At 39.5% G+C, this 19083-nt stretch carries 25 protein-coding genes, 1 tRNA gene and 1 riboswitch; of the genes, 18 read left to right on the top strand and 8 right to left on the bottom strand.

Going from position 1 to position 19083, the window contains the following annotated elements; all coding sequences use genetic code 11:
• Positions 1–78 precede the first annotated feature (78 nt).
• The 4 genes from NST73_RS11735 to NST73_RS11720 all read left to right on the top strand — a co-directional run bounded on the left by NST73_RS11735 (position 79) and on the right by NST73_RS11720 (position 5166).
• Positions 79–1998: an LTA synthase family protein gene (locus NST73_RS11735; RefSeq protein WP_135009246.1), complete on the top strand. Its 1920-nt coding sequence runs from the start codon at positions 79–81 to the stop codon at positions 1996–1998.
• Between the two features lie 84 nt (positions 1999–2082).
• On the top strand, positions 2083–3204 hold the full coding sequence (locus NST73_RS11730) for a M14 family metallocarboxypeptidase (RefSeq protein ID WP_056705261.1): 1122 nt from the start codon (positions 2083–2085) through the stop codon (positions 3202–3204).
• A 316-nt stretch (positions 3205–3520) separates the two neighbouring features.
• The gene (locus tag NST73_RS11725) at positions 3521–4774 is read left to right on the top strand and encodes an MFS transporter (protein WP_274660602.1); all 1254 of its coding nucleotides are present in this window, start codon (positions 3521–3523) and stop codon (positions 4772–4774) included.
• A 77-nt stretch (positions 4775–4851) separates the two neighbouring features.
• Complete coding sequence (locus tag NST73_RS11720) at positions 4852–5166, top strand: MTH1187 family thiamine-binding protein (RefSeq protein WP_017367597.1); 315 nt, start codon at positions 4852–4854, stop codon at positions 5164–5166.
• A gap of 24 nt (positions 5167–5190) precedes the next feature.
• Here NST73_RS11720 and NST73_RS11715 read toward each other — a convergent pair whose 3' ends face one another.
• Positions 5191–5364 carry a DUF2759 domain-containing protein gene (locus NST73_RS11715; RefSeq protein WP_003217333.1) on the bottom strand — a complete coding sequence of 58 codons (174 nt, stop codon included), beginning with the start codon at positions 5362–5364 and terminating at the stop codon, positions 5191–5193.
• Between the two features lie 160 nt (positions 5365–5524).
• Here NST73_RS11715 and NST73_RS11710 point away from each other — a divergent pair, with 160 nt between their 5' ends.
• Positions 5525–6163 (top strand): MBL fold metallo-hydrolase, encoded by a 639-nt coding sequence (locus tag NST73_RS11710; RefSeq protein WP_017357989.1) that lies wholly within the window; start codon positions 5525–5527, stop codon positions 6161–6163.
• Between the two features lie 48 nt (positions 6164–6211).
• Here the strand turns inward: NST73_RS11710 and NST73_RS11705 are convergent, their stop codons facing one another.
• Positions 6212–6454 (bottom strand): DUF2626 domain-containing protein, encoded by a 243-nt coding sequence (locus NST73_RS11705; protein ID WP_003217440.1) that lies wholly within the window; start codon positions 6452–6454, stop codon positions 6212–6214.
• Positions 6455–6666: 212 nt separating this feature from the next.
• Here NST73_RS11705 and NST73_RS11700 point away from each other — a divergent pair, with 212 nt between their 5' ends.
• On the top strand, positions 6667–7047 hold the full coding sequence (locus tag NST73_RS11700; protein ID WP_007501232.1) for a Spx/MgsR family RNA polymerase-binding regulatory protein: 381 nt from the start codon (positions 6667–6669) through the stop codon (positions 7045–7047).
• Positions 7048–7102: 55 nt separating this feature from the next.
• Here the strand turns inward: NST73_RS11700 and NST73_RS11695 are convergent.
• A tRNA-Gln gene (locus NST73_RS11695) sits at positions 7103–7173 on the bottom strand.
• A 99-nt stretch (positions 7174–7272) separates the two neighbouring features.
• Here NST73_RS11695 and NST73_RS11690 point away from each other — a divergent pair.
• The 9 genes from NST73_RS11690 (at position 7273) to NST73_RS11650 (ending at position 12816) form a co-directional block, all read left to right on the top strand.
• Positions 7273–8145, top strand: coding sequence for an STAS domain-containing protein (locus tag NST73_RS11690; RefSeq protein WP_024718838.1), 873 nt, complete (start codon positions 7273–7275; stop codon positions 8143–8145).
• Positions 8146–8603: 458 nt separating this feature from the next.
• Entirely contained in the window at positions 8604–9674 is a 1071-nt protein-coding gene (gene comGA, locus NST73_RS11685; RefSeq protein WP_035390817.1) for a competence type IV pilus ATPase ComGA, read from the top strand.
• The gene (comGB, locus tag NST73_RS11680; RefSeq protein ID WP_041506954.1) at positions 9655–10695 is read left to right on the top strand and encodes a competence type IV pilus assembly protein ComGB; all 1041 of its coding nucleotides are present in this window, start codon (positions 9655–9657) and stop codon (positions 10693–10695) included. The genes comGA and comGB overlap by 20 nt, the downstream gene beginning before the upstream one ends.
• Positions 10696–10711: 16 nt before the next feature.
• On the top strand, positions 10712–11005 hold the full coding sequence (comGC, locus tag NST73_RS11675) for a competence type IV pilus major pilin ComGC (protein WP_008342186.1): 294 nt from the start codon (positions 10712–10714) through the stop codon (positions 11003–11005).
• Positions 10998–11444, top strand: coding sequence for a competence type IV pilus minor pilin ComGD (gene comGD / locus NST73_RS11670; protein WP_096881621.1), 447 nt, complete (start codon positions 10998–11000; stop codon positions 11442–11444). The genes comGC and comGD overlap by 8 nt, the downstream gene beginning before the upstream one ends.
• Positions 11428–11742: a competence type IV pilus minor pilin ComGE gene (gene comGE, locus NST73_RS11665; RefSeq protein WP_039166034.1), complete on the top strand. Its 315-nt coding sequence runs from the start codon at positions 11428–11430 to the stop codon at positions 11740–11742. Before comGD ends, comGE begins: the two co-directional genes overlap by 17 nt.
• Positions 11684–12181, top strand: a complete 498-nt coding sequence (comGF, locus tag NST73_RS11660; protein WP_034647459.1) for a competence type IV pilus minor pilin ComGF — start codon at positions 11684–11686, stop codon at positions 12179–12181. The genes comGE and comGF overlap by 59 nt, the downstream gene beginning before the upstream one ends.
• On the top strand, positions 12178–12561 hold the full coding sequence (gene comGG / locus NST73_RS11655) for a competence type IV pilus minor pilin ComGG (RefSeq protein WP_342499104.1): 384 nt from the start codon (positions 12178–12180) through the stop codon (positions 12559–12561). Before comGF ends, comGG begins: the two co-directional genes overlap by 4 nt.
• 60 nt (positions 12562–12621) lie before the next feature.
• Positions 12622–12816, top strand: coding sequence for a YqzE family protein (locus NST73_RS11650; RefSeq protein ID WP_008342191.1), 195 nt, complete (start codon positions 12622–12624; stop codon positions 12814–12816).
• 34 nt (positions 12817–12850) lie between these two features.
• Here NST73_RS11650 and NST73_RS11645 read toward each other — a convergent pair whose 3' ends face one another.
• Positions 12851–13177: a DUF3889 domain-containing protein gene (locus NST73_RS11645; protein ID WP_039166025.1), complete on the bottom strand. Its 327-nt coding sequence runs from the start codon at positions 13175–13177 to the stop codon at positions 12851–12853.
• A 252-nt stretch (positions 13178–13429) separates the two neighbouring features.
• On the opposite strand from NST73_RS11645, the gene tapA reads away from it, so the two are divergent.
• From tapA to NST73_RS11630, 3 genes are read left to right on the top strand one after another with little or no spacing between them, the layout of a single operon-like run.
• Positions 13430–13957, top strand: a complete 528-nt coding sequence (gene tapA, locus NST73_RS11640; protein ID WP_342499103.1) for an amyloid fiber anchoring/assembly protein TapA — start codon at positions 13430–13432, stop codon at positions 13955–13957.
• A gap of 49 nt (positions 13958–14006) precedes the next feature.
• Positions 14007–14579: a signal peptidase I gene (locus NST73_RS11635; protein WP_017357979.1), complete on the top strand. Its 573-nt coding sequence runs from the start codon at positions 14007–14009 to the stop codon at positions 14577–14579.
• A 58-nt stretch (positions 14580–14637) separates the two neighbouring features.
• Positions 14638–15438: a TasA family protein gene (locus tag NST73_RS11630; RefSeq protein WP_008342195.1), complete on the top strand. Its 801-nt coding sequence runs from the start codon at positions 14638–14640 to the stop codon at positions 15436–15438.
• Positions 15439–15505: 67 nt separating this feature from the next.
• Here the strand turns inward: NST73_RS11630 and NST73_RS11625 are convergent, their stop codons facing one another.
• The 4 genes from NST73_RS11625 to NST73_RS11610 all read right to left on the bottom strand — a co-directional run bounded on the left by NST73_RS11625 (position 15506) and on the right by NST73_RS11610 (position 18706).
• A complete protein-coding gene (locus NST73_RS11625) occupies positions 15506–15841 on the bottom strand; it encodes a helix-turn-helix domain-containing protein (protein WP_017357978.1) in 336 nt (111 codons plus the stop codon).
• Positions 15842–15874: 33 nt separating this feature from the next.
• Positions 15875–16039 carry an anti-repressor SinI family protein gene (locus tag NST73_RS11620; RefSeq protein ID WP_008342197.1) on the bottom strand — a complete coding sequence of 55 codons (165 nt, stop codon included), beginning with the start codon at positions 16037–16039 and terminating at the stop codon, positions 15875–15877.
• A 184-nt stretch (positions 16040–16223) separates the two neighbouring features.
• Positions 16224–17021, bottom strand: a complete 798-nt coding sequence (locus NST73_RS11615) for a YqhG family protein (RefSeq protein WP_144679351.1) — start codon at positions 17019–17021, stop codon at positions 16224–16226.
• 14 nt (positions 17022–17035) lie between these two features.
• Complete coding sequence (locus NST73_RS11610) at positions 17036–18706, bottom strand: SNF2-related protein (protein WP_008342199.1); 1671 nt, start codon at positions 18704–18706, stop codon at positions 17036–17038.
• Positions 18707–18956: 250 nt separating this feature from the next.
• A riboswitch (glycine riboswitch) is annotated at positions 18957–19064 on the top strand.
• Positions 19065–19083: the final 19 nt, after the last annotated feature.

Here is a 19083-nt window from a genome sequence, read left to right as displayed (position 1 = left end):
CTTTAGTTATTTTTGAAGAAGCACCAATAATTGGGGATGTCCCTAACCTGAGTGCGTTTTTAGCATAAGGAGGTTACAATGCGAAAGAAAAGATTAAAGGCGATTTCATTTTTACTGATTGCGACTTTGTTAATGTGGGTGAAAACCTATGTTATCTATAAATCTAGTTTTAATATCAAAATTGAAAATTTCATGCAGGAATTTATCCTGTTTATTAATCCGCTTAGCTTTCTCTTGTTTATCTTCGGTATCGGTTTATTCTTTAAAGAAAAAAATCGCAATCGATATATCATCGTGACGAGTTTTGTTCTGACATTTATTTTGTTAGCTAACATTGTATTTTATCGATTCTACAGTGATTTTCTAACCATCCCCGTCCTATTTCAAACAAACAATATGGGTGACCTCGGGTCAAGTATTACCTCTTTAATTGAACCAGTTGATTTTCTGATGTTTGTTGATATCATCATTTTAATTTGGCTCTATAAAAAACAGCCTTCCTTTAGAACAGATGTAACGATTTCACGTAAGGGACGTGCAGCTTATTATTTATTTGTGGCAGCCACTTTCTTTTTTAACCTTGGTTTGGCTGAAACAGAAAGACCAGAGCTGTTAACTCGTTCATTTGACCGTGAGATGCTAGTGAAAAACATCAGCTTATATAACTTCCATATTTATGATGGGGTTCTGCAATCGAAGCAATCCGCTCAGCGAGCACTTGCCGACAGCAATAGCTTAACTGAAATTGAAAACTATGTAAGCGCAAATCAAACAGACCGTAATGAAAAGACGTTTGGTCAAGCAAAAGGACGAAATGTCATTCTAGTATCGCTTGAGTCTACCCAGAGCTTTGTGATCAATGAAAAATTGAATGGGAAAGAGATCACGCCGTTCTTAAACAAATTGATCAAGAAAAGCTACCATTTCAGTAATTTCTATCATCAAACGGGTCAAGGGAAAACATCGGACTCCGAGTTTATTGTTGATAATTCACTCTATCCGCTTGGAAGAGGAGCTGTATTTTTCACAAATCCAAGCAACGAGTTCAAAGCCGCACCTGAGTTGTTAAAAGAGGAAGGCTATCATTCTTCTGTTATTCATGCGAATAACAAAAGTTTCTGGAACCGTGACCTGATCTATGACAGCTTTGGCTACGACAAATTTTTTGATATTAAATCATTCGATGTAAATGAAGAAAATTCAGTTGGCTGGGGACTAAAAGATGGTCCGTTTTTTGAGCAGTCAGTAGATTTAATGAAAACGATCCCGCAACCGTTCTATACGAGATTGATTACATTAACGAACCATTTTCCATTTGACTTAGATGAAGAAGATAAGCTCATTGATGAATATGACTCAAAGAGCAAAACGTTGAACAAATACTTCCCTACAGTGCGTTATCAAGATGAGGCACTAAAGCTTTTCTTTAAAAAAATGAAGGAAGCAGGGTTATACGACAACTCCATTTTTGTGTTATATGGTGATCACTACGGGATTTCTGAAAACCATAACGAAGCAATGGGACAATTCTTAAACAAAGACATTACACCTTTTGAAGAAGTTCAGCTTCAAAAAGTACCATTTGTTGTACACATTCCAGGTATCACGGATAAACATCCAAAAGAGATTGATACAGTTGGCGGGCAAGTAGATATCCGTCCAACAGTCATGAACCTTCTAGGAATCGATACAAGCAAGCAAATTCAATTTGGTCATGACCTATTATCAAAAGATACAAATGACTTCACAGTGCTTCGAGATGGAAGTTTTATTACGAAGGACAGTGTTTTCACAGCTGGTGTGTGCTACAACAAAGAAACGGGTGAGCCGAGAGAAGATGAGTCTGTTTGTCAGTCTTATGAAGAAAAGGCAAAACAAGAGCTTCAATTCTCTGATCAAATTATCTATGGAGATCTCCTTAGATTTTATGACCGAAACAACTCGGACCATTCACCATCTAAAAAAGAAGATGACACTGAGCTAAAAAAGGCGTCTTAATTTAAAAGAAAACCTCTGCTATTTACATGCAGAGGTTTTCTTTTTTTACTTACTGGTTCATATAGTGTAAGAGGAGGGATGTAAATGAAAAAGTCGTTTGGCACAATTGAATGGCATCTGGATGAGGCAAGGAAGGAGGATGTGGCAAAGCAGCTTGGTATAGGGAAAGAAGCTTTCCGTTTGTCCAATCAGTCAAATACGGAGCACCTCCTTTTACCGGGGTATAGACTTCCAGAAGGGACCCATTCATTTCAATCGGTAGGTGAGGTGCAAAGCTTCATTGCGCCTTACCGGCTCCAGCAATCAGATGATTGGATCAGCGGCACATTTGAATATGATAGCGCTCACTTAGAACGAGAGCTTCAATATTTGAAAGCTGTTTTTCCTTTTCTTCAGATGAGTGTGATTGGTCAATCAGTGCTTGATACGCCCATTTATGAAATCCGTACGGAGCCTGTACAACATTTACATTCCATACATGTTAATGCCTCTTTTCATGCAAATGAATGGATCACGACCTCTGTTTTATTAAAATGGCTTAAATCACTTTGTTTAGCGGCCTCGGACCCAGTGCAAGCAAGACATCATGAAGCGGTTCGTATATTGCAGACCACTGCTTTGTCTATTGTCCCGATGGTAAATCCAGACGGTGTTGATTTGGTTCGCAATGGTCCAGAATCTTTAGGGTTGTGCCGTGAGGAGTTCGCGCCGCTAAATGGTGGATTTTCCGATTATCGAGAATGGAAGGCGAATATTCGAGGAATTGATTTAAACAATCAATTTCCTGCTTATTGGGAAATCGAATATTATCGTAATAAGCCGAAGGCACCGTCTTATAGGGATTTCCCAGGGCATCAGCCGTTAACAGAACCAGAAGCGAAAGCAATGGCACATCTCGCCTTACGAAAACGCTTTGATCGGCTAATTGCCCTTCATACACAAGGAGAAGAGATATACTGGGGTTTTCTTGGCCACGAACCGGCCATTTCAAAAGAGACGGTCGAACGGTTAGAACGGGTGAGCGGTTACAAAGCGATTCAATATCTTGATAGCTATGCAGGTTATCGTGATTGGTTTATTTATCAATGTAAAAGTGAGGGATATACGGTGGAACTTGGGCGAGGAAAGAACCCGCTTTCTATGAGTCAATTTGATTCGATCTATGAAAAAACAAAGCGGTTATTGTGGGAAGCATGTAAGTATTAAAAGCACCTAATCGGTGCTTTCAGCGTGTAGACAAACCCTCGCATTCTTTGTTAGTCCTGCGTGCCGGTGCTCACGAATGCGCCAGTACTCGTCCTTCCTAGGGCTGCAAAGGTTTTCTATCACGCTGACAAGAAGACAAAGGGCTAAAATCAAGTTCATTTTCGCCCTTTGTCAACAATCTTTTAATACGTTCAAACCAATCAATTTCTTATGGTCAATAAAAACCGTGCTGATGTGATTGACGAGAGCATTCCTGTAAGCTATTGTGAAAGAGTGGATGTAAAAAAAAGGATATGAATTAGGGAGATGTCGATGATTGAATGCTCAAAGCCTGTGGAAACGGAATTTTACTTATCTATTTGTTTCTAAAATGTGTAAAATTACTGCTGATAGTTTATCTTTTAACTCCATTTTGTGGCTTTTAGTGCTAGGGGGAAAAGGAGCAATTGGAACAGCATTTTTTATTGCCGTTAGTTTTGTCCCTCAAGCCATTATTGGGCCGTTTATTACCCCAATGATGAAGCCGCATCAATTGAAATTTTGGATGTGCTTTGCTGATTTAACTCGGGCGGCGATTATACTTGTGATTGTGGTGAGTTACTTTTATGATTTTTCTCCTTTGGCACTCATCATTGGCGGTATGTTGCTGCATTCAGCGACTGGTGGTTCCTATGAACCAGCTTCGGTGTCCATTATTCCAAAGCTTGTGCATGAAGATGTGATACAAAAGGCGAATGCAACCATTCAATCAGCCAGTCATGTGGTCAGGCTTGTGACTGTGACGATTTGTGGTGTCATGATTGCATTTGTAGGGGTAGGATATACAATGCTTGTGATTATTCCTCTTTACCTCATGTCCGCTTTGCTGGTTTTGCTGATTACATATAAAACGGAAGCGATCATGGATAAAGGTAAAAAAGGATTATCATACGGAAAACGATTAATAAGAGGATTTTCACTTGTGAAAAGTCATCATATTTTGTTTCCATTAGCCATTTTTTGTGTCTGCTCCAATTTTGCTGCGGCACCGTGGGAGGCATTGTCGGTTATTTATTTAACAGAAGATTTACATAGTGGACCAGTAGTATATTCATTCATCAAAGTGACCACGGCATTAGGTGCATTTTTGATGGGATTCGTTTTAACAAAGGTGAAAGTGAATCGATACGGTCTGTTGTTTATCGGGGCAGGGATCGTTGATGGAATTGCATTTTTCATTACAGGGATGAATGCCTTATTACCACTTGTGTTTATATCTGCATTTGCCTTAGGTGCAGCCATCAGTGCAGTCAATGTACCTGAACATACGATGATTCAATTGTCAGTAAAAGCGGAGGATCAGCCGCAAGTGTATGCGATTATTAACATGATCTCGTATTTAATGATACCGTTAGGCGCTCTCATTGGTGGTTATATGGCGACGTTATTCGGTTCAGGTTATGTCATTGCAGCTGGTGGACTGATCGAAGCCATTTCAGGTATATGCTTGCTCCTTTTCACAAATATTGGGAAGGTAGAGAGAGCAGATTTGACGATAGAACGGGACAAACCAAGCTTAAACGCCACATGATCATGGCATTTTTGAATCACGATGGGTTACAATGAGAACGAGAAAGAAATAGGATGTCATTGAAAGGAGCAAGAACCATGGCAATAGCAGATGTCACCATCATTCCAATAGGCACTGAGACACCAAGCGTGAGTGCATATGTAGCAGACGTACAAAGATTGTTAGAGGGTTTTCAACAAGAAGGGAAAATCAAATATCAGCTCACACCAATGAATACATTAATTGAAGGGGAGCTATCCGTGTTATTTGAGGTCATTCAGCGAATTCATGAAGCTCCATTTGAAAAGGGTTTACACCGAGTAGCAACCAATATCCGCATAGATGACAGAAGAGATCAAACGACCACCCTTTCAAGCAAATTAGAAAGCGTGAATAAACATTTGAATCAATAGAAAAAGCCTGCTTATTGCAGGCTTTTAATGTGCAGTTGGATAACCGCTATAGATGATGGTCATGACGGTAAACCATCCAAAAACCAAAAATGTGGCGCCAGCGAAAGCAATGGCCAGTACGTTCACTTTTTTGAGTGAGCGATAGATGCCGAGAGCGGCTAAAATCGTGACTAGACCAAAAATAATGACGAGCATCATATGAAAGTCCCCCTTTGTCATCAATCCCCTTGATTTCCTTTCTTTTCATTTTAACCGTTTTCATAAAGCTTGTCGAGTACATTCAAGTTGACGATTGTTTGAATTTTTATTGAATAGCCTTCATAATAAAAAAGAATGAAAAAAGTAGTAGGTGATGAAAATGAATTGGAGAAGAATGCCGCTAGGCTATGTGCAAGCGAACGCATATATTTGGAAAAATGAACAGGGAGAATGTTTAATTTTTGATCCAGGCGGCGAAGCGCAAAAGCTAATTTCTTATGTGAAAGAAAAACAGCTGAAACCACTTGCTGTCTTATTGACACATGCCCATTTTGATCATATTGGTGCAGCAGATGAGGTGCGTCAAGAATGGGGAATTCCGCTTTATGTCCATGAAAAGGAAAAAGAATGGCTGACAAATGCTCAGCTAAACGGTTCAGCTCGACTAATTGGTAACGGAATTACGGTCAAAGAAGCTGAACAATTGATTACGTCAGAAGGACCTCTTCAAATTGGATCGTTTACATTAGAAATGTTCCACACACCAGGTCATTCACCTGGCAGTGTGTCTTACTATTCAGCGGAAGAGGGATTTGTGATTTCTGGTGATACTCTATTCCAAGGTGGTATCGGGAGAACTGATTTAACGGGCGGTAATCAAGACGTGCTGCTTCAATCGATACATGACAAATTGTTGTCATTGCCAGAATCAACTCTTGTGTTAAGTGGACATGGCGAGGAAACAACTGTGCTTACAGAACAGGAGCAAAATCCGTTTATCAATGGGTTTTCTTTATAATAGCACGCACGAAAAAAGCATCTCTTTCAAAGGAGATGCTTTTTTCTATTAATGTCCGGTACCGGGAACCATGATGAAAATCGAATAATATGTAAATCCGGCAAAGAAAATCGTCAAGTACGCTCCGAAAATGTAAATATACATTCTTTCGGATAAATTCAAGTAGGATAAAAATACAAAAAGAACGGTTTGACCGAAGAACAGCAAGGATGCATCTTTCATATGTCCTAAATAGAACATGACAGCAAAAATACCCGTCCAAAACCCAAGAACGCGGAACATGCGATTCATTTCTTTCCCTCCCCTTAAAAAACCCCTTTGATTCATATTATAGCTGATGATCACTTGTTATGTAAACATTTACATTTTTGACAACGTGTGAACATTCATTCTTTCGTTAGAAAAAATTTTTTTGAAAAAGTGATGAAAAAGTGTTTATGCCTAAATGCATGAGGGTACTTAGTCCATAAGAGAAAAGGTTAACGACCTAAGGAGGAAGACTAATGAGTGACATTACTTTTTATTCATACCCAAGCTGCACGTCTTGCCGCAAAACAAAACATTGGTTAAAGGCGAATCAAATTGATTTTAAAGAGCGTCACCTTTTCAGAGAAACGCCAACACTAGACGAATTGAAAAAAATCCTGTCCTTAACAACAGAAGGAATGGATGAAATTTTAGCTACTCGAAGCCAAGCTTTTAAAAGCTTAAATTTAAATATTAATGATCTAAAAGTAAATGAGGTACTTCAGCTTCTCATTGAAAAACCAAAGCTGCTCCGGAGACCTATTATCATTGATGGAAATAAATTAGTGGTCGGCTATAATCCAGGGGAACTCATGAAAATTTCAAAAAAGAAAGCGATTCATCAATCGGTTTCCTAATCAAAAACGAAGATCAGCTGAATGATGTTTCAGCCGTCTTCGTTTTTGTGCTGAACTGGGCTAGCTGGGTTCGAACCAACGATCACGGAGTCAAAGTCCATTGCCTTACCACTTGGCTATAGCCCAATATGAAACGTGTAATGCTATTGTTCACCATCTGCGGTCATTTATACATAAAAAGTTGGTTGTCACTAGTTGTAAGTGAAAAAGGAGCGAACGACAGAAATGAAAAATGAAAAATCTGAGCAATTATATGAATTTATTCTTAAAGAAGCCCCTGTCATGACCGAAGAATGGCTGAAAACAAGAACAGAAGAAGGCTCATTATATTCCAAACATGCTTCAGAGGAGACAGAAAAGAAGCTGAAAGAACAAAACACAGCATTTATTCAAACGATTGCAGCAACGTTAGTCACGCTATCAGATAAAGTAGAAGACCATCTAAAAAAGTGGTCAGTTGATATTGCCCGCGATCGAGCTGTTCATGAAGTACCTTTATATGAAATCATCGGACAATTTAGGGTGTTCCGCCACATTTTTTGTTCCAGAATTGAGACCTTCACACAACATACGGAGCTTGAAGTGACACTCAAAGATGTGTGCGATTGGAATCAGCATTTTCACGCCACATTTGATGACATGATTGCACGTTTATCAGAAGAGTATGACCGCGTGACAATCAATCAGCTTAATGCACAAAGAGAAATGATTCAAGAGCTTAGTGCGCCTGTTATTCCAGTTTCAAAAGAGATCGGTATTTTGCCGCTGATTGGTGAAATTGATACGTACCGGGCGAAAATCATTTTGGAATCAGTACTAGAACAGGCATCTAGACTGCGTCTAACCCATTTATTTATTGATATATCTGGCGTTCCCGTTGTTGATACGATGGTTGCTTATCAGCTGTTTAAAGTGGTTGATAGTGCGAAGTTGCTAGGAATTGAGACGATTATATCAGGCATTCGCCCAGAAATCGCTCAAACTGTAGTGAAACTCGGCATTGATTTCTCAAAAGTAAATACTGAACACAGCCTTGCAAAAGCTTTAGAAAAAAGAGGCTTTCGTATCTTTGAAGAGCAGCAGCAAGAAGCAACGTGAACCAAAAAATGTTACTAGTAAAAGTAACGGGTCTGTTGACAAGGAGAAACAATATAATGAGCATATGAATGAGATGACCAATTCGCATACAGATTTGGTCTCTTTTTTTATCCATAAATCAGACACGAAAGGATATTCTTTATCTTCAAATCAGTAATCTATTAAGGAGGATTAAATTTGAAGACACCTCCTTGTAACAGATCATCCATAATGAAAGAACCAAATGAAATGATCATCAAAAAAGAGGTGCCAATAGCACTTCTTTTTTATTTTCTCCTCTGAATGGAACCCGCTGTTGTAAAAGTCAAATTTTTTGATATGTCCTTCTGTTATTTATAGATGAAATACACCTCTAATTGAATATTTTCACACCTTTTCAGTCATGAAAATCATGAAATGCGTTTTTGTCAGGCACGTTCCGCCATCATACAATATGGTCACTGAAAGGAGTGAACCACTTGTATGGTATTGAATATTTGGGGCAAGAGCTGCTAGAAGAGGCGTGCCGCATGAGAGCATCTGATGTGCATATTGTTCCGAGAGAAAAGGAAGCTTCAGTCTCTTTTCGTGTAGACGCTGACCTCATTCAGCAGCGGATCATTGACAAAAAGAGCGGAGAGCGGCTCATTGCTCATTTCAAATTTTTATCTTCTATGGATATTGGTGAAAGAAGGAGACCACAAAATGGATCATTGGCTGTGATGTTAAGACGCGGTCAAGTGTTTGTTCGGCTCTCTACACTACCAACTGTAAATGATGAAAGTCTAGTGATTCGGATTTTACCGCAGGATCATGTGCCGAAAACAAAGTATTTGTCACTGTTCCCGAAGGCTTCAACGAGATTATTATCGTTTCTGAATCATTCGCATGGGCTCATTTTATTTACAGGACCAACAAATTCAGGGAAAACGACAACACTTTATTCATTGATTCAGTTTGCCAAAAAACATTTTAATCGGAATATTATTACCCTTGAAGATCCTGTGGAAACAAGAAATGAAGAAGTGCTGCAGGTTCAAGTAAATGAAAAAGCTGGTATCACGTATGCGGCAGGTTTACGCGCTATTTTAAGACATGATCCAGATATGATTGTGCTTGGAGAAATAAGAGATGCGGAAACAGCCAGAACAGCTATTAGAGCAGCTTTGACAGGTCATTTAGTCATGAGCACATTGCACGCAAAGAATGCAAAAGGAGCTCTTTATCGAATGCTCGAATTTGGTGTGACGATGAATGAACTCGAACAAACAATGGTTGCTATTGCTGCTCAGCGGTTAATCGAACTCGCATGTCCATTTTGCGGCGAAACGTGTGAGCTTTATTGCAAACTAAATCGGCCAGTCAGACGAACAAATGTATTTGAATTGCTTTACGGAAAGGAGCTTGGTGAGTGTATCAAAGAGGCAAAAGGAGAATACGCTCATTCGTCATACGAAACACTGCAAAGGTTAATTCGGAAAGGAGTGGCACTCGGCTATTTATCAAAAAGCACATATCATCGCTGGGTTTATGAAGAAGCGAACCTCTAAAGCCTGGTCCAAAAAAGAACAAGCTGAATTCTTATCGAAACTGGCTCAATTGATTCAAGCTGGATATACATTGGTTGAGGCATTAACAATGGTGAATATTCAGTTATCAAAAAAACAGCAGCAGCGATTAACGCCAGGCATTCAGTGGCTGCTTGAAGGGGAGCCTTTTTACGTTGTACTTGAGCGACTTCATTTTCAGCGGGAAGCCGTCGCTATTCTTTGTTTTTCAGAGAAACATGGCAGCCTAGCGCGAGCTCTTGAACAAAGCGCCCGTTTTCTAGAGAAAAAAATCATGCAGGTTGACACATTCAAGCGTATGTTACGATATCCGATTTTTCTTATGTTTACGGTTTTTGTTGTGCTCATCATTGTTCAGCAAATGATCGTCCCTCAATTTTCTTTATTATATTCATCTATGAATACAAGCATGACATGGCTGATTCAAGGGATGTTTGGCCTCTTCCAATTCCTACACGCTTTGTTGCTTATGATCGGTTGTATATGTATCTGTCTTTTTGGATATTATGAGCTCTTTTTTAAGAAAAAATCGACCCTTGAGAAACTGAAAGTCATCAGCAGGCTGCCGGTGGTATTTAAAGGGGTGCAGCTGATGCATACGTATCTTTTTTCCCTTCAGCTAAGCGGACTTCTTCAAGCTGGGTTATCGATTTACGAAAGTTTGCAAGCTTTTAAACAGCAGACCTATTTACCCTTCCTTCAAGAAATGTCTGAACAAATGATAGGGGAGTTAAGAAAAGGTGAGAGTATGGAACATCAAATAAGCCGGTCTCCTTTTTTCGAAAGGCATTTTGCGGCTGTCATTAAGCATGGGGAAGCAAGTGGGATGCTAGCAAGAGAGATGTACACATATAGTCAATTTCTTTTAGAGAATGCAGAATTAAAAATTGAAAAATGGGTTTCATGGCTGCAACCTGTCATCTATGGCTTAACAGCATTTCTTATACTCATTGTGTATTTATCTATTCTTTTACCAATGTATCAACTAATGGAACAAGTGTGAAAAGGAGGACTAAGGCATGAATGATAAAGGATTTACACTGTTAGAAATGTTAATTGTCATGCTTGTGATCTCCATTCTTTTATTGATCACCATTCCAAATATCACTCGGCATCATCAAAGCATTCAAGCAAAGGGCTGTGAAGGGCTGAAATCAATGGTGAGTACACAGGTAATGGCATATGAATTAGAGCATGACGGCAAGACGCCATCTTTAGCTGAATTAGAAAAAGAAGGCTATGTCAAAAAAGGATTAACTTGTCCAAATGGAAAGGCAATTTTCATTCAAAACGGGGATGTGAAAAATGAATAAATCGCTTTTCCAGGAGAAAGGATTTACACTCATTGAACAGCTCTTGATCGTCATGATTTTCTCTATCTTATTATCGATAATAGGTGGAAAAGTGCCCAATATATTAGAAAGTGCTGAAGCAAAAAAGCAAGTGAACTTGCTAAAACAAGATCTTCAATTGGCATCTTATACTGCATTTATTAAAAAAACACGAGTAACTGTTGAGTTTCACCCGCCCAATGTATCTTATCAAGTCATCGAACAGAATAGTGAGCAGATCATTGCTTCTAATCCACACAAAAAAGGCACCATCAAGCAATCCACATTTCAAAAAGGCCTTCACTTTAATAAAAACGGACATCCAAATAGCGGCGGTTCTCTCATTGTTCAATTTGGCAGTCAAATATATAAACTCACGATTTACTTAGGGAGCGGGCGGATTCATGTTCAGCAACAATAAAGGATTTAGTACGTTTGAGATGCTCTTTTCTTGCCACCTCTTTCTATTTGCTGCTCTTGTGCTCGTGCCATCCTTTGAAAAACTGACAATTGGGAAAGAAGAATTAAGGGCTAAACTGGAAGCTTATCAAATCTTACATGAGTATATGAATACAGCTTTTATAGAAGGTCAAAATGAATCAAGTACAAAGAAACGAGGCGAGATCACATATGAATTCATTTGGGGTCAGGAGAAGGGATGTGTTTCATACAAAGTACAAAAAAAGAAGACGATTTGCTTTCGACATTTGGAGCGATGAACAAGGCTTTACACTCGCTCAAGCAATATGGCAATTGCAGCTATTTTTGCTGCTTTCTTTTGGCTGCATGCTGCTTTTATCAATTGCTGAAAAAGCTCATCCGTTTGCAGAAATCAACAAATTTTCGCAAATGGAGTGGAAACAAACGGTCCTGCAATTAGAGGAGGAGCTAAATTGTGCTGTCGCTGTAAGAGCGGTGAAAAATGGAACAGCACTGGAGTATATTTCAAATCAAGGGCGAGTGGTGACGATTGAGCCGTATCAAGAGATGCTTCGTAAACGAACGGATCAGGCAGGTCATCTCCCTTTATTACAAAAGGTGAAACAATTCCATGTAAGAACAAAAGAGCAAACCACCACTCTCCAAGTCACAGATGTATTTGGTCAAGTACATGAAGCTGTTTTTTTCACTTACAAAGGAGTGATTCCTAAAACGTGAAAAGAGAAGATGGATTTATTTATCCATACGTATTTACTGTCATTCTTTTATTTTTATTGATTCTAGGTTCAATGACCATTGGGTTTCAAAAAGAGTTGAAAAGTGCAGAGCTCACGATTTCTTTTTACCAAAAACAACAGTTATTTCGAATGGGTCTAAATGAAGCCGCAAACAAATTAAGTCGTATTTGTGATCAGCCATTGAGCCCAATTGTCACAGAAGAAGGTCGAGTGACGTTGAAGCGAATTGGGTGCGATGACAGAAAAAAGCTAGTCCGGCTCTTGGTTAATATCGAGACAAAGGGTGGTGTAACTGACGAGCGGGAACTAGAGATGAATAAGGAGACAGGAGAAATCAATCAATGGATCAGCACTTATTAGCGAGTGTATAAAACGATACTCTTCTTGGTAACACTTTAAGGAAGAAGAGGTGAGTGTTCGATGAAGACAAATGATTATGTAAAATATATGACGCAGGAAATTATTAAATACATGAATACACCACGTGATGAGCGGAAAGAACATAAACAGGAAAAAATGGAGACAAAACCACCATTTTCTCAGCGTTTATTCGGTGTTCTGCCTTTTGGCTTCTCAATGATGCTAAAAAAACGTCAACGTCATCGACAAAAGTAAAAAGCCGCCAGCAGGCGGTTTTTTTCATGCCATTTTAGCTGTATTCTTCCACAACAATGACTTTATTGACCTTGTTCGAGTAAGGGTTATAGGAAATGGTGACATATACCCCAAATTCTTTGGCCTGATCTTTCAACGTAATATGATATTGCTTCACGGATTCTTTCTCCCGGTGCCGATCCCACACTTTTTGTTTGAATAAAACATGTGCTAACGGATACCGTTTTTTTGCTTCTTTGACTGCCCTTGTTTCCCATTGATCTGCGGCAGCAGTGATTCCTTTTGCCTCAGCTAGATGGGCGCTTTGTATCAAGGGGCTTAACAGTAAACTGAGCATGATCATGATTCTTCCATATTTCAACTAACATCACCTCACCAATTATTATCCTGACCAAATCCTGCACTTTTATGTAAATTTTTAAGAAGTACAAATGTCACAGAAAAAAATATTGAATATGGCGAAAGAATGAGAAAATGGAAGAATTTTCTCGGTAATGTTCTTGTTTAAGAACAAAATGGACTAATTTGACGTTTTGGATTTTATAGGTAATTCCTTATACTGAGTGTAATCGTTCTTTTTAAAGAACAATTGTTCAAGGAGTTGAAAGATTCAATGAAACAGCCGCTCTTTGTACTATTTTGTGCTATTTGTTTGATTTTCACTTCTTTTTTTATTACGTCTACTAACGCTTCTTTTAACGATGTCGAGCATTCGAATTTTGTCATGAAAACATGTGAAAATTTCGAAGAGACAGATCGGCATTGCCAGCCAAAGAAATGGGATAGAAGTCATTTGAAACTGATCGATCAAACGATCATTGAGGGGACAGTCTGTGCGCCTCAAAAGCTGAGCATGTCACTAAAAAATATTGGACAACCCATCGCGCACTCTGAATGGAAGTGGGAACTACATAAAGTAGAGAGTGTTCAGGTGCCATTACAAGATGGCCATGTTATTGAAAAAGGTGCTATACAGTCCCTCTCATCAGAAGAAATGACGACTGTCACGGCAGTTAAAGCAAAAACAAATGGAATCTATGTGTTTAAAATCTATTATCCTAAAGGGTTTGGTGGTGCTGAAAAGCCATTCTTTACGTCTCAACATATGCAGCTTTCAAACTGTCAAGAAAAGGCGTCCTAAATAGGGGTTGCCTGCTGAATGAAATATGATATGTAAAGGGGAGAAAGGTATGAAAAAGTGGATGAAAATGTCTGGGAGTATTCTTTACGCGCTGGTCTTCACGATGATGATTGTGTGTATTATTGTCGTGTTGTCATCAAGGACAACAGGCGGAGATCCTCAGATCTTTGGTTATGAGTTCAAGCAAGTATTATCTGGATCAATGGAACCGGAATTTTCGACTGGTTCATTGATTGTTGTGAAACATGTCACCTCACCTGAAACACTCAAAAAAGGGGATATTATTACGTTTCAAACGAAGCAAGACCAATCCTTTGTGACTCACCGCATTGTTGGGGTGAAAGGAAAAGGAGTAAATAAAGCCTTTGAGACAAAAGGAGACCACAATATGTATCAAGACGGCACGCTCGTCAAAGCGAATCAAGTGACTGCGCAGTATACGGGCGTGAACATTCCTTATGCAGGAAAGCTTCTTTCGTATGCAGGAACTTCTGCTGGGACCGCTCTTTTGCTCATTATTCCAGGGGTGATGCTGCTTGTTTATTCAACCATTCATTTTGTTGGTGCTGCCAAACATCGAAGACATACGGCTGAGTTACACATGTCAGAGGAACAAGCATAAATTTTCGTTTGTAACCTAAATCAGGTTTCAATAAAACAATTTATTAGGGGGTTCAATCATGGCAATGAAAAAATCAATTCGTTTAGGTGTTTTATCGGGAGCGTTAGGTCTTGCTTTAATTGGCGGGGGAACGTGGGCTGCATTTAATGATGTTGAGACGGCAAACGCGGTCTACTCTACAGGAGAGCTGAATCTATCTGCAAAAGAGAATTCCGGCGCCATCAACCTTGCGAACATAAAACCCGGTGACCGTATAAAGAAGGAATTTAATTTTGAAAATAAAGGGTCTCTTGCAATTAATCAAGTGCTGATGAGTCTTGATTATAGCCAGTTTCAAGATGGAACATCAGCGAAAAATGGCGGGAAGAATACAGCTGAAGAATTCCTCAGCCAATTTCAGGTGAGTGTTCTAACGGTTGGAGCCGAAGGTGGGAATGGATACCCGAAAAATATTATTTTAGACCATGCAAACCTGCTTGACCTGCATCTATTAACGTCAAAGCAGGATCAGACCGCATTTGAAAAGCTTCGTCATGCCGTCGATGAGAAGTTTTTACATGAAAGTGGTAAAATTAATGTTGCCACCGTTGATGGATCAACAGCTCCAGAGTATGACGGCATTCCAAAGAATCCGTTTGATTACGATAAAATGGAAATGATCATTGAATTTGTCAATGACCAGACGAAGGATAAAGCGGGTAACTATATCCAAAATAAATACCAAGGCGATGCGATTCAAGTTGATCTTTCCTTCGAAGCGACTCAGTGGAATGGTTTAACGATCAATCCAAAAAAGCATACGGATGAAAAAGGCTACGTGAAAGAAAACGAAAAAGCACACAGCGAAGATAAAAAATAAAGTCAGTCTTTAGACTGATAACAAGATCTGCATAGCAATTGGAGGAGTATGCGCTAAAATATGCGCATTACTCCTCTTCTTGCTTTTTTTTCCAGATTTGATAATCTAAAAATTCACGAAATTGCTTTTTCGAAACCCCTGATGTCATTGCATCTCGAACTAGTTTTTCCCATTCACTATCTAATTGACCATCGTATTCGGTTTCATCATTTTCGTTTAACAGTGTATGAACCGAGACGTCCAGAACAGCGGAGACTTTTTCAAGAAATTGAATGGAGGGGTTTGTTTGCAAGTTTCTTTCTATTGAACTTAAATAAGACTTCGCTACCCCAGCCTTTTCGGCCAGTTCTGATAGTGAGTAGCCTTTTTCATTGCGGTATTGTTTAATACGCTGGCCAATCAATGTCATCACCTTCCTTTCGATATTATAGCACATTCAGAAAGGTTTGATAGAATGACTTCTTGCCATAGGGGGAGACTCAGAGGACTTTTCGCGTGATTTGAGAAAATGACGGACTTCTTCTACTGTTAGTCCTGCTTTGCGCGCTTCGCGTAATAATTGAACCCATTCACTGTCTAATAACTTCGTTTTCTTTTCCATACAAATACCCTCCTAAAATACTGAATCGTGTATTTCAGGCACTTAACGCATGAAATGGAAAAACACAGGTGATAAGACCTCATAGATTGCTTGCGTCATGTTTCCGCCCAATACAAACAGACAAACGTTGCTTTTGATTGATCGAAAATTTGATATCACATGAAAGGGAGGGAGACTCGCTAAGTCAGCCTCCTCTTTTTTGCTGTAAGTAAAAAAGTCCGCCATTTTCAATCGTAAGACTGATTTTTGGTTCGTATAAAGTTTTAAGTGCTTGTCTTTCTATTTCATATTCTACAGATGTGTCTGAAGTCCCTTCATAAAATTGGTTTAAAAGTTCCGAGTCTTCTTTCCACTTTTGAACAGCTCTTACAGCCCAATCATCCGGCTCTTCATTGGCATAACGTTCCATCAGGCTGTAAAGCCGTTTGACGCCGCTCTCTGGCTTAATCATCGTACTCATTGTGAAGCAATAATCAGGAATTTGAGACGATAGCTCACGCGCTTCCAGCTTCTCTTGAAATTGTTCGATGACTTCTCCGCGTATTAGATGAAGTCCAAGAGACATCAGTTTGTCTTTTTTACGGTCTGCCAGATAGGATATTTTGACATTGAGACCAAGCCACGGCTCCAGTGCGATCTGGCTGTTTGTGAGCGGTCTGACTTTTTCGTACAGCCGAATAAAACGGCCTTGCTGTTTCACAACCTCGAATATTTGGAATAAACGAGGGGAGCCGAAGTGGACAAATTCTCCTTCGACCGAGTCATCAGCTTTTTTTTGATCGGTGATCAAAGTCAATTGCCGCGGCTCAGGTACGCCTCCCGTTTTTTCGAGCCAATGCCAATAAAAAGGACGGTTCATGATCAATTTATCCATTTCGATTGTCAGCTGTACGGTCATGTGTCCTGCACTTTCTTCAAGTATGTCGCATTGATTTGCCTGAAAGAAACGGAGAAGAAATGTGTGAATCTCGCGCTGCTCCATTGGTCAACTCTCCTTTATGAACCTTGCTGTCTTTCTTCTAAAAGCGGTGTTTGTGCTTCTGTTAAATAGGAAGCAAATTGGGTTAATTTCTTTTTCATGTCTACGTCAGACTCGTGCTGGAAGAGAATTTGATGCAATTCTGTTTCAGCATCTTGGATATCAATTCGGGTTAAAATATCATCTAGATCACCAATGACGTTTTCAAACAGCTGAATTTTTTCATATAAAAGTTTTAAAATATGTTCTTCAACTGTCCCGCTAGTTGCCATATTGTAAATGTGGACATCCCGCTCTTGACCTAGCCTGTGAATACGTCCAATTCTTTGTTCCAAGCGCATTGGGTTCCACGGAAGGTCGTAGTTGATGATTTGGTTGCAAAACTGAAGGTTGATCCCTTCGCCGCCTGCTTCTGTCGCAATGAGCACTTGCGCCCGCTCTCTAAATAAATCTTTCATCCAGTCTTTTTTACTCCGTTTAAACCCGCCTCGAAAAGGAACCGAACTGATGCCGTTTTGCTGGAGAAACCATTGCAAATAAATTTGTGTCGCACGGTATTCAGTGAAGATAATGACTTTTTCATTTAATTGTTGAATGAGTTTAACGACTTCAAGTGCTTTAGAATTTTGTTCTACCTGGTTGATTTTCTCCATGATGTGCATCATCGCAGAAGCACCTAGAATGTGTTTTTCCTCTTCTTGCATTTTTTTAATGGTCATATAGACGGCCTCACGACTCGAACAGCATTCTCGTTCTAAGGTCATAATTGAAAACATGTGCTTCGTATAGGAAGGGTTTTCTTTTAACTTACAAATTTCATCATATAGTGCTTGTTCTGTCGGGGAGAAATCAATAGAAATCGTCTTTACATGCCGCTTTGACCATTCGATGCCAGTGTCTTGTCTCCGGTTCCGAATCATGACTTTATTGACTAACTGTTTTAGCCGGTCATGGTCCTCAAGTTGAAGGTCTTTTTTGGCAAAGAGGTCTTTAAACTGTGTTTCATTACCTAAATGGCCTGGCTTCAACAGAGAAACGAGATTAAAAATTTCTCCTATTCGATTTTGGATAGGTGTGGCTGTGAGCAGAAGGCAGAACTTTTTATTCAAATTTCTTACAAACTCATAGTTTTTCGTTTTATTGTTTTTCAGTTTGTGTGCTTCATCAATAATGACCATATCGTAGGAGATGGATAAGATCGTGTCTCGATGTGGCTGTCTTTTGGCTGTATCAATTGAGGAAACCACAACATCGCACTGCTCCCACACATAGCTCTTCTTTTGCTCGACAGCATCTATGTAAAATTTCGTCCGCAGTTCTTGTACCCATTGGGAAACAAGGGAGGCGGGTACGAGAATGAGAATCTTCTTGGCAAGTCCGCGAATCATGTATTCTTTGATAATCAGTCCTGCTTCAACGGTTTTTCCAAGACCCACTTCATCTGCTAAAATGGCTTTCCCATTCATCTCTTCTACGACTCTTCTAGCGACTTCGAGCTGGTGTTTTAAAGGAGTAAATGCAGGCAGGTGCGCAGGTGCTTGCAGTCCTTCAAATGAATCAATGGCTGTCACTTTTTGTACTTGTGCTGCTAAACGGTACATATCCCAATTCGCCCAGGGACCGTCTGCTGTAAGCCGCTTTTGAAATTCACTTGCCCATTTTTGATCAAAGATCGTTTGAATATTCAATGTGACCGCCTGCCTTTCTGGTAGAGTGATGATAAAATCGTTCTGTTTTTAAACGCTTCATTTTTTCATAGCGATTTAAAAGATGTTATATATCAATAAAAGCGAACGATAATGAATGATTATTTTAAAAATGTTAATGATTTTTCTGTTGCTCTTCATCCATTTCTAATGGTAGGATGTTGGTAAGTGATCTAGAGAATAAGTCACCCATTTTGATAGTATGTCCAATAAAGGTGAAGAATATGAGCGGATGATGGTATGGGGAGAGACCTAGCGGTTATTTTGCACTGACAGGCGCCGAAGGAGCAAGCTGAATTGGTTCAGTGAATCTCTCAGGCAAAAGTACTCTTACCGGACGCAACTCTGGAGAGTGTTTG

The organism is Bacillus sp. FSL W7-1034, assembly GCF_038593365.1.
GTDB classification, from domain to species: domain Bacteria; phylum Bacillota; class Bacilli; order Bacillales; family Bacillaceae; genus Bacillus; species Bacillus altitudinis.
This window is presented reverse-complemented; position numbering and strand designations above follow the sequence as displayed.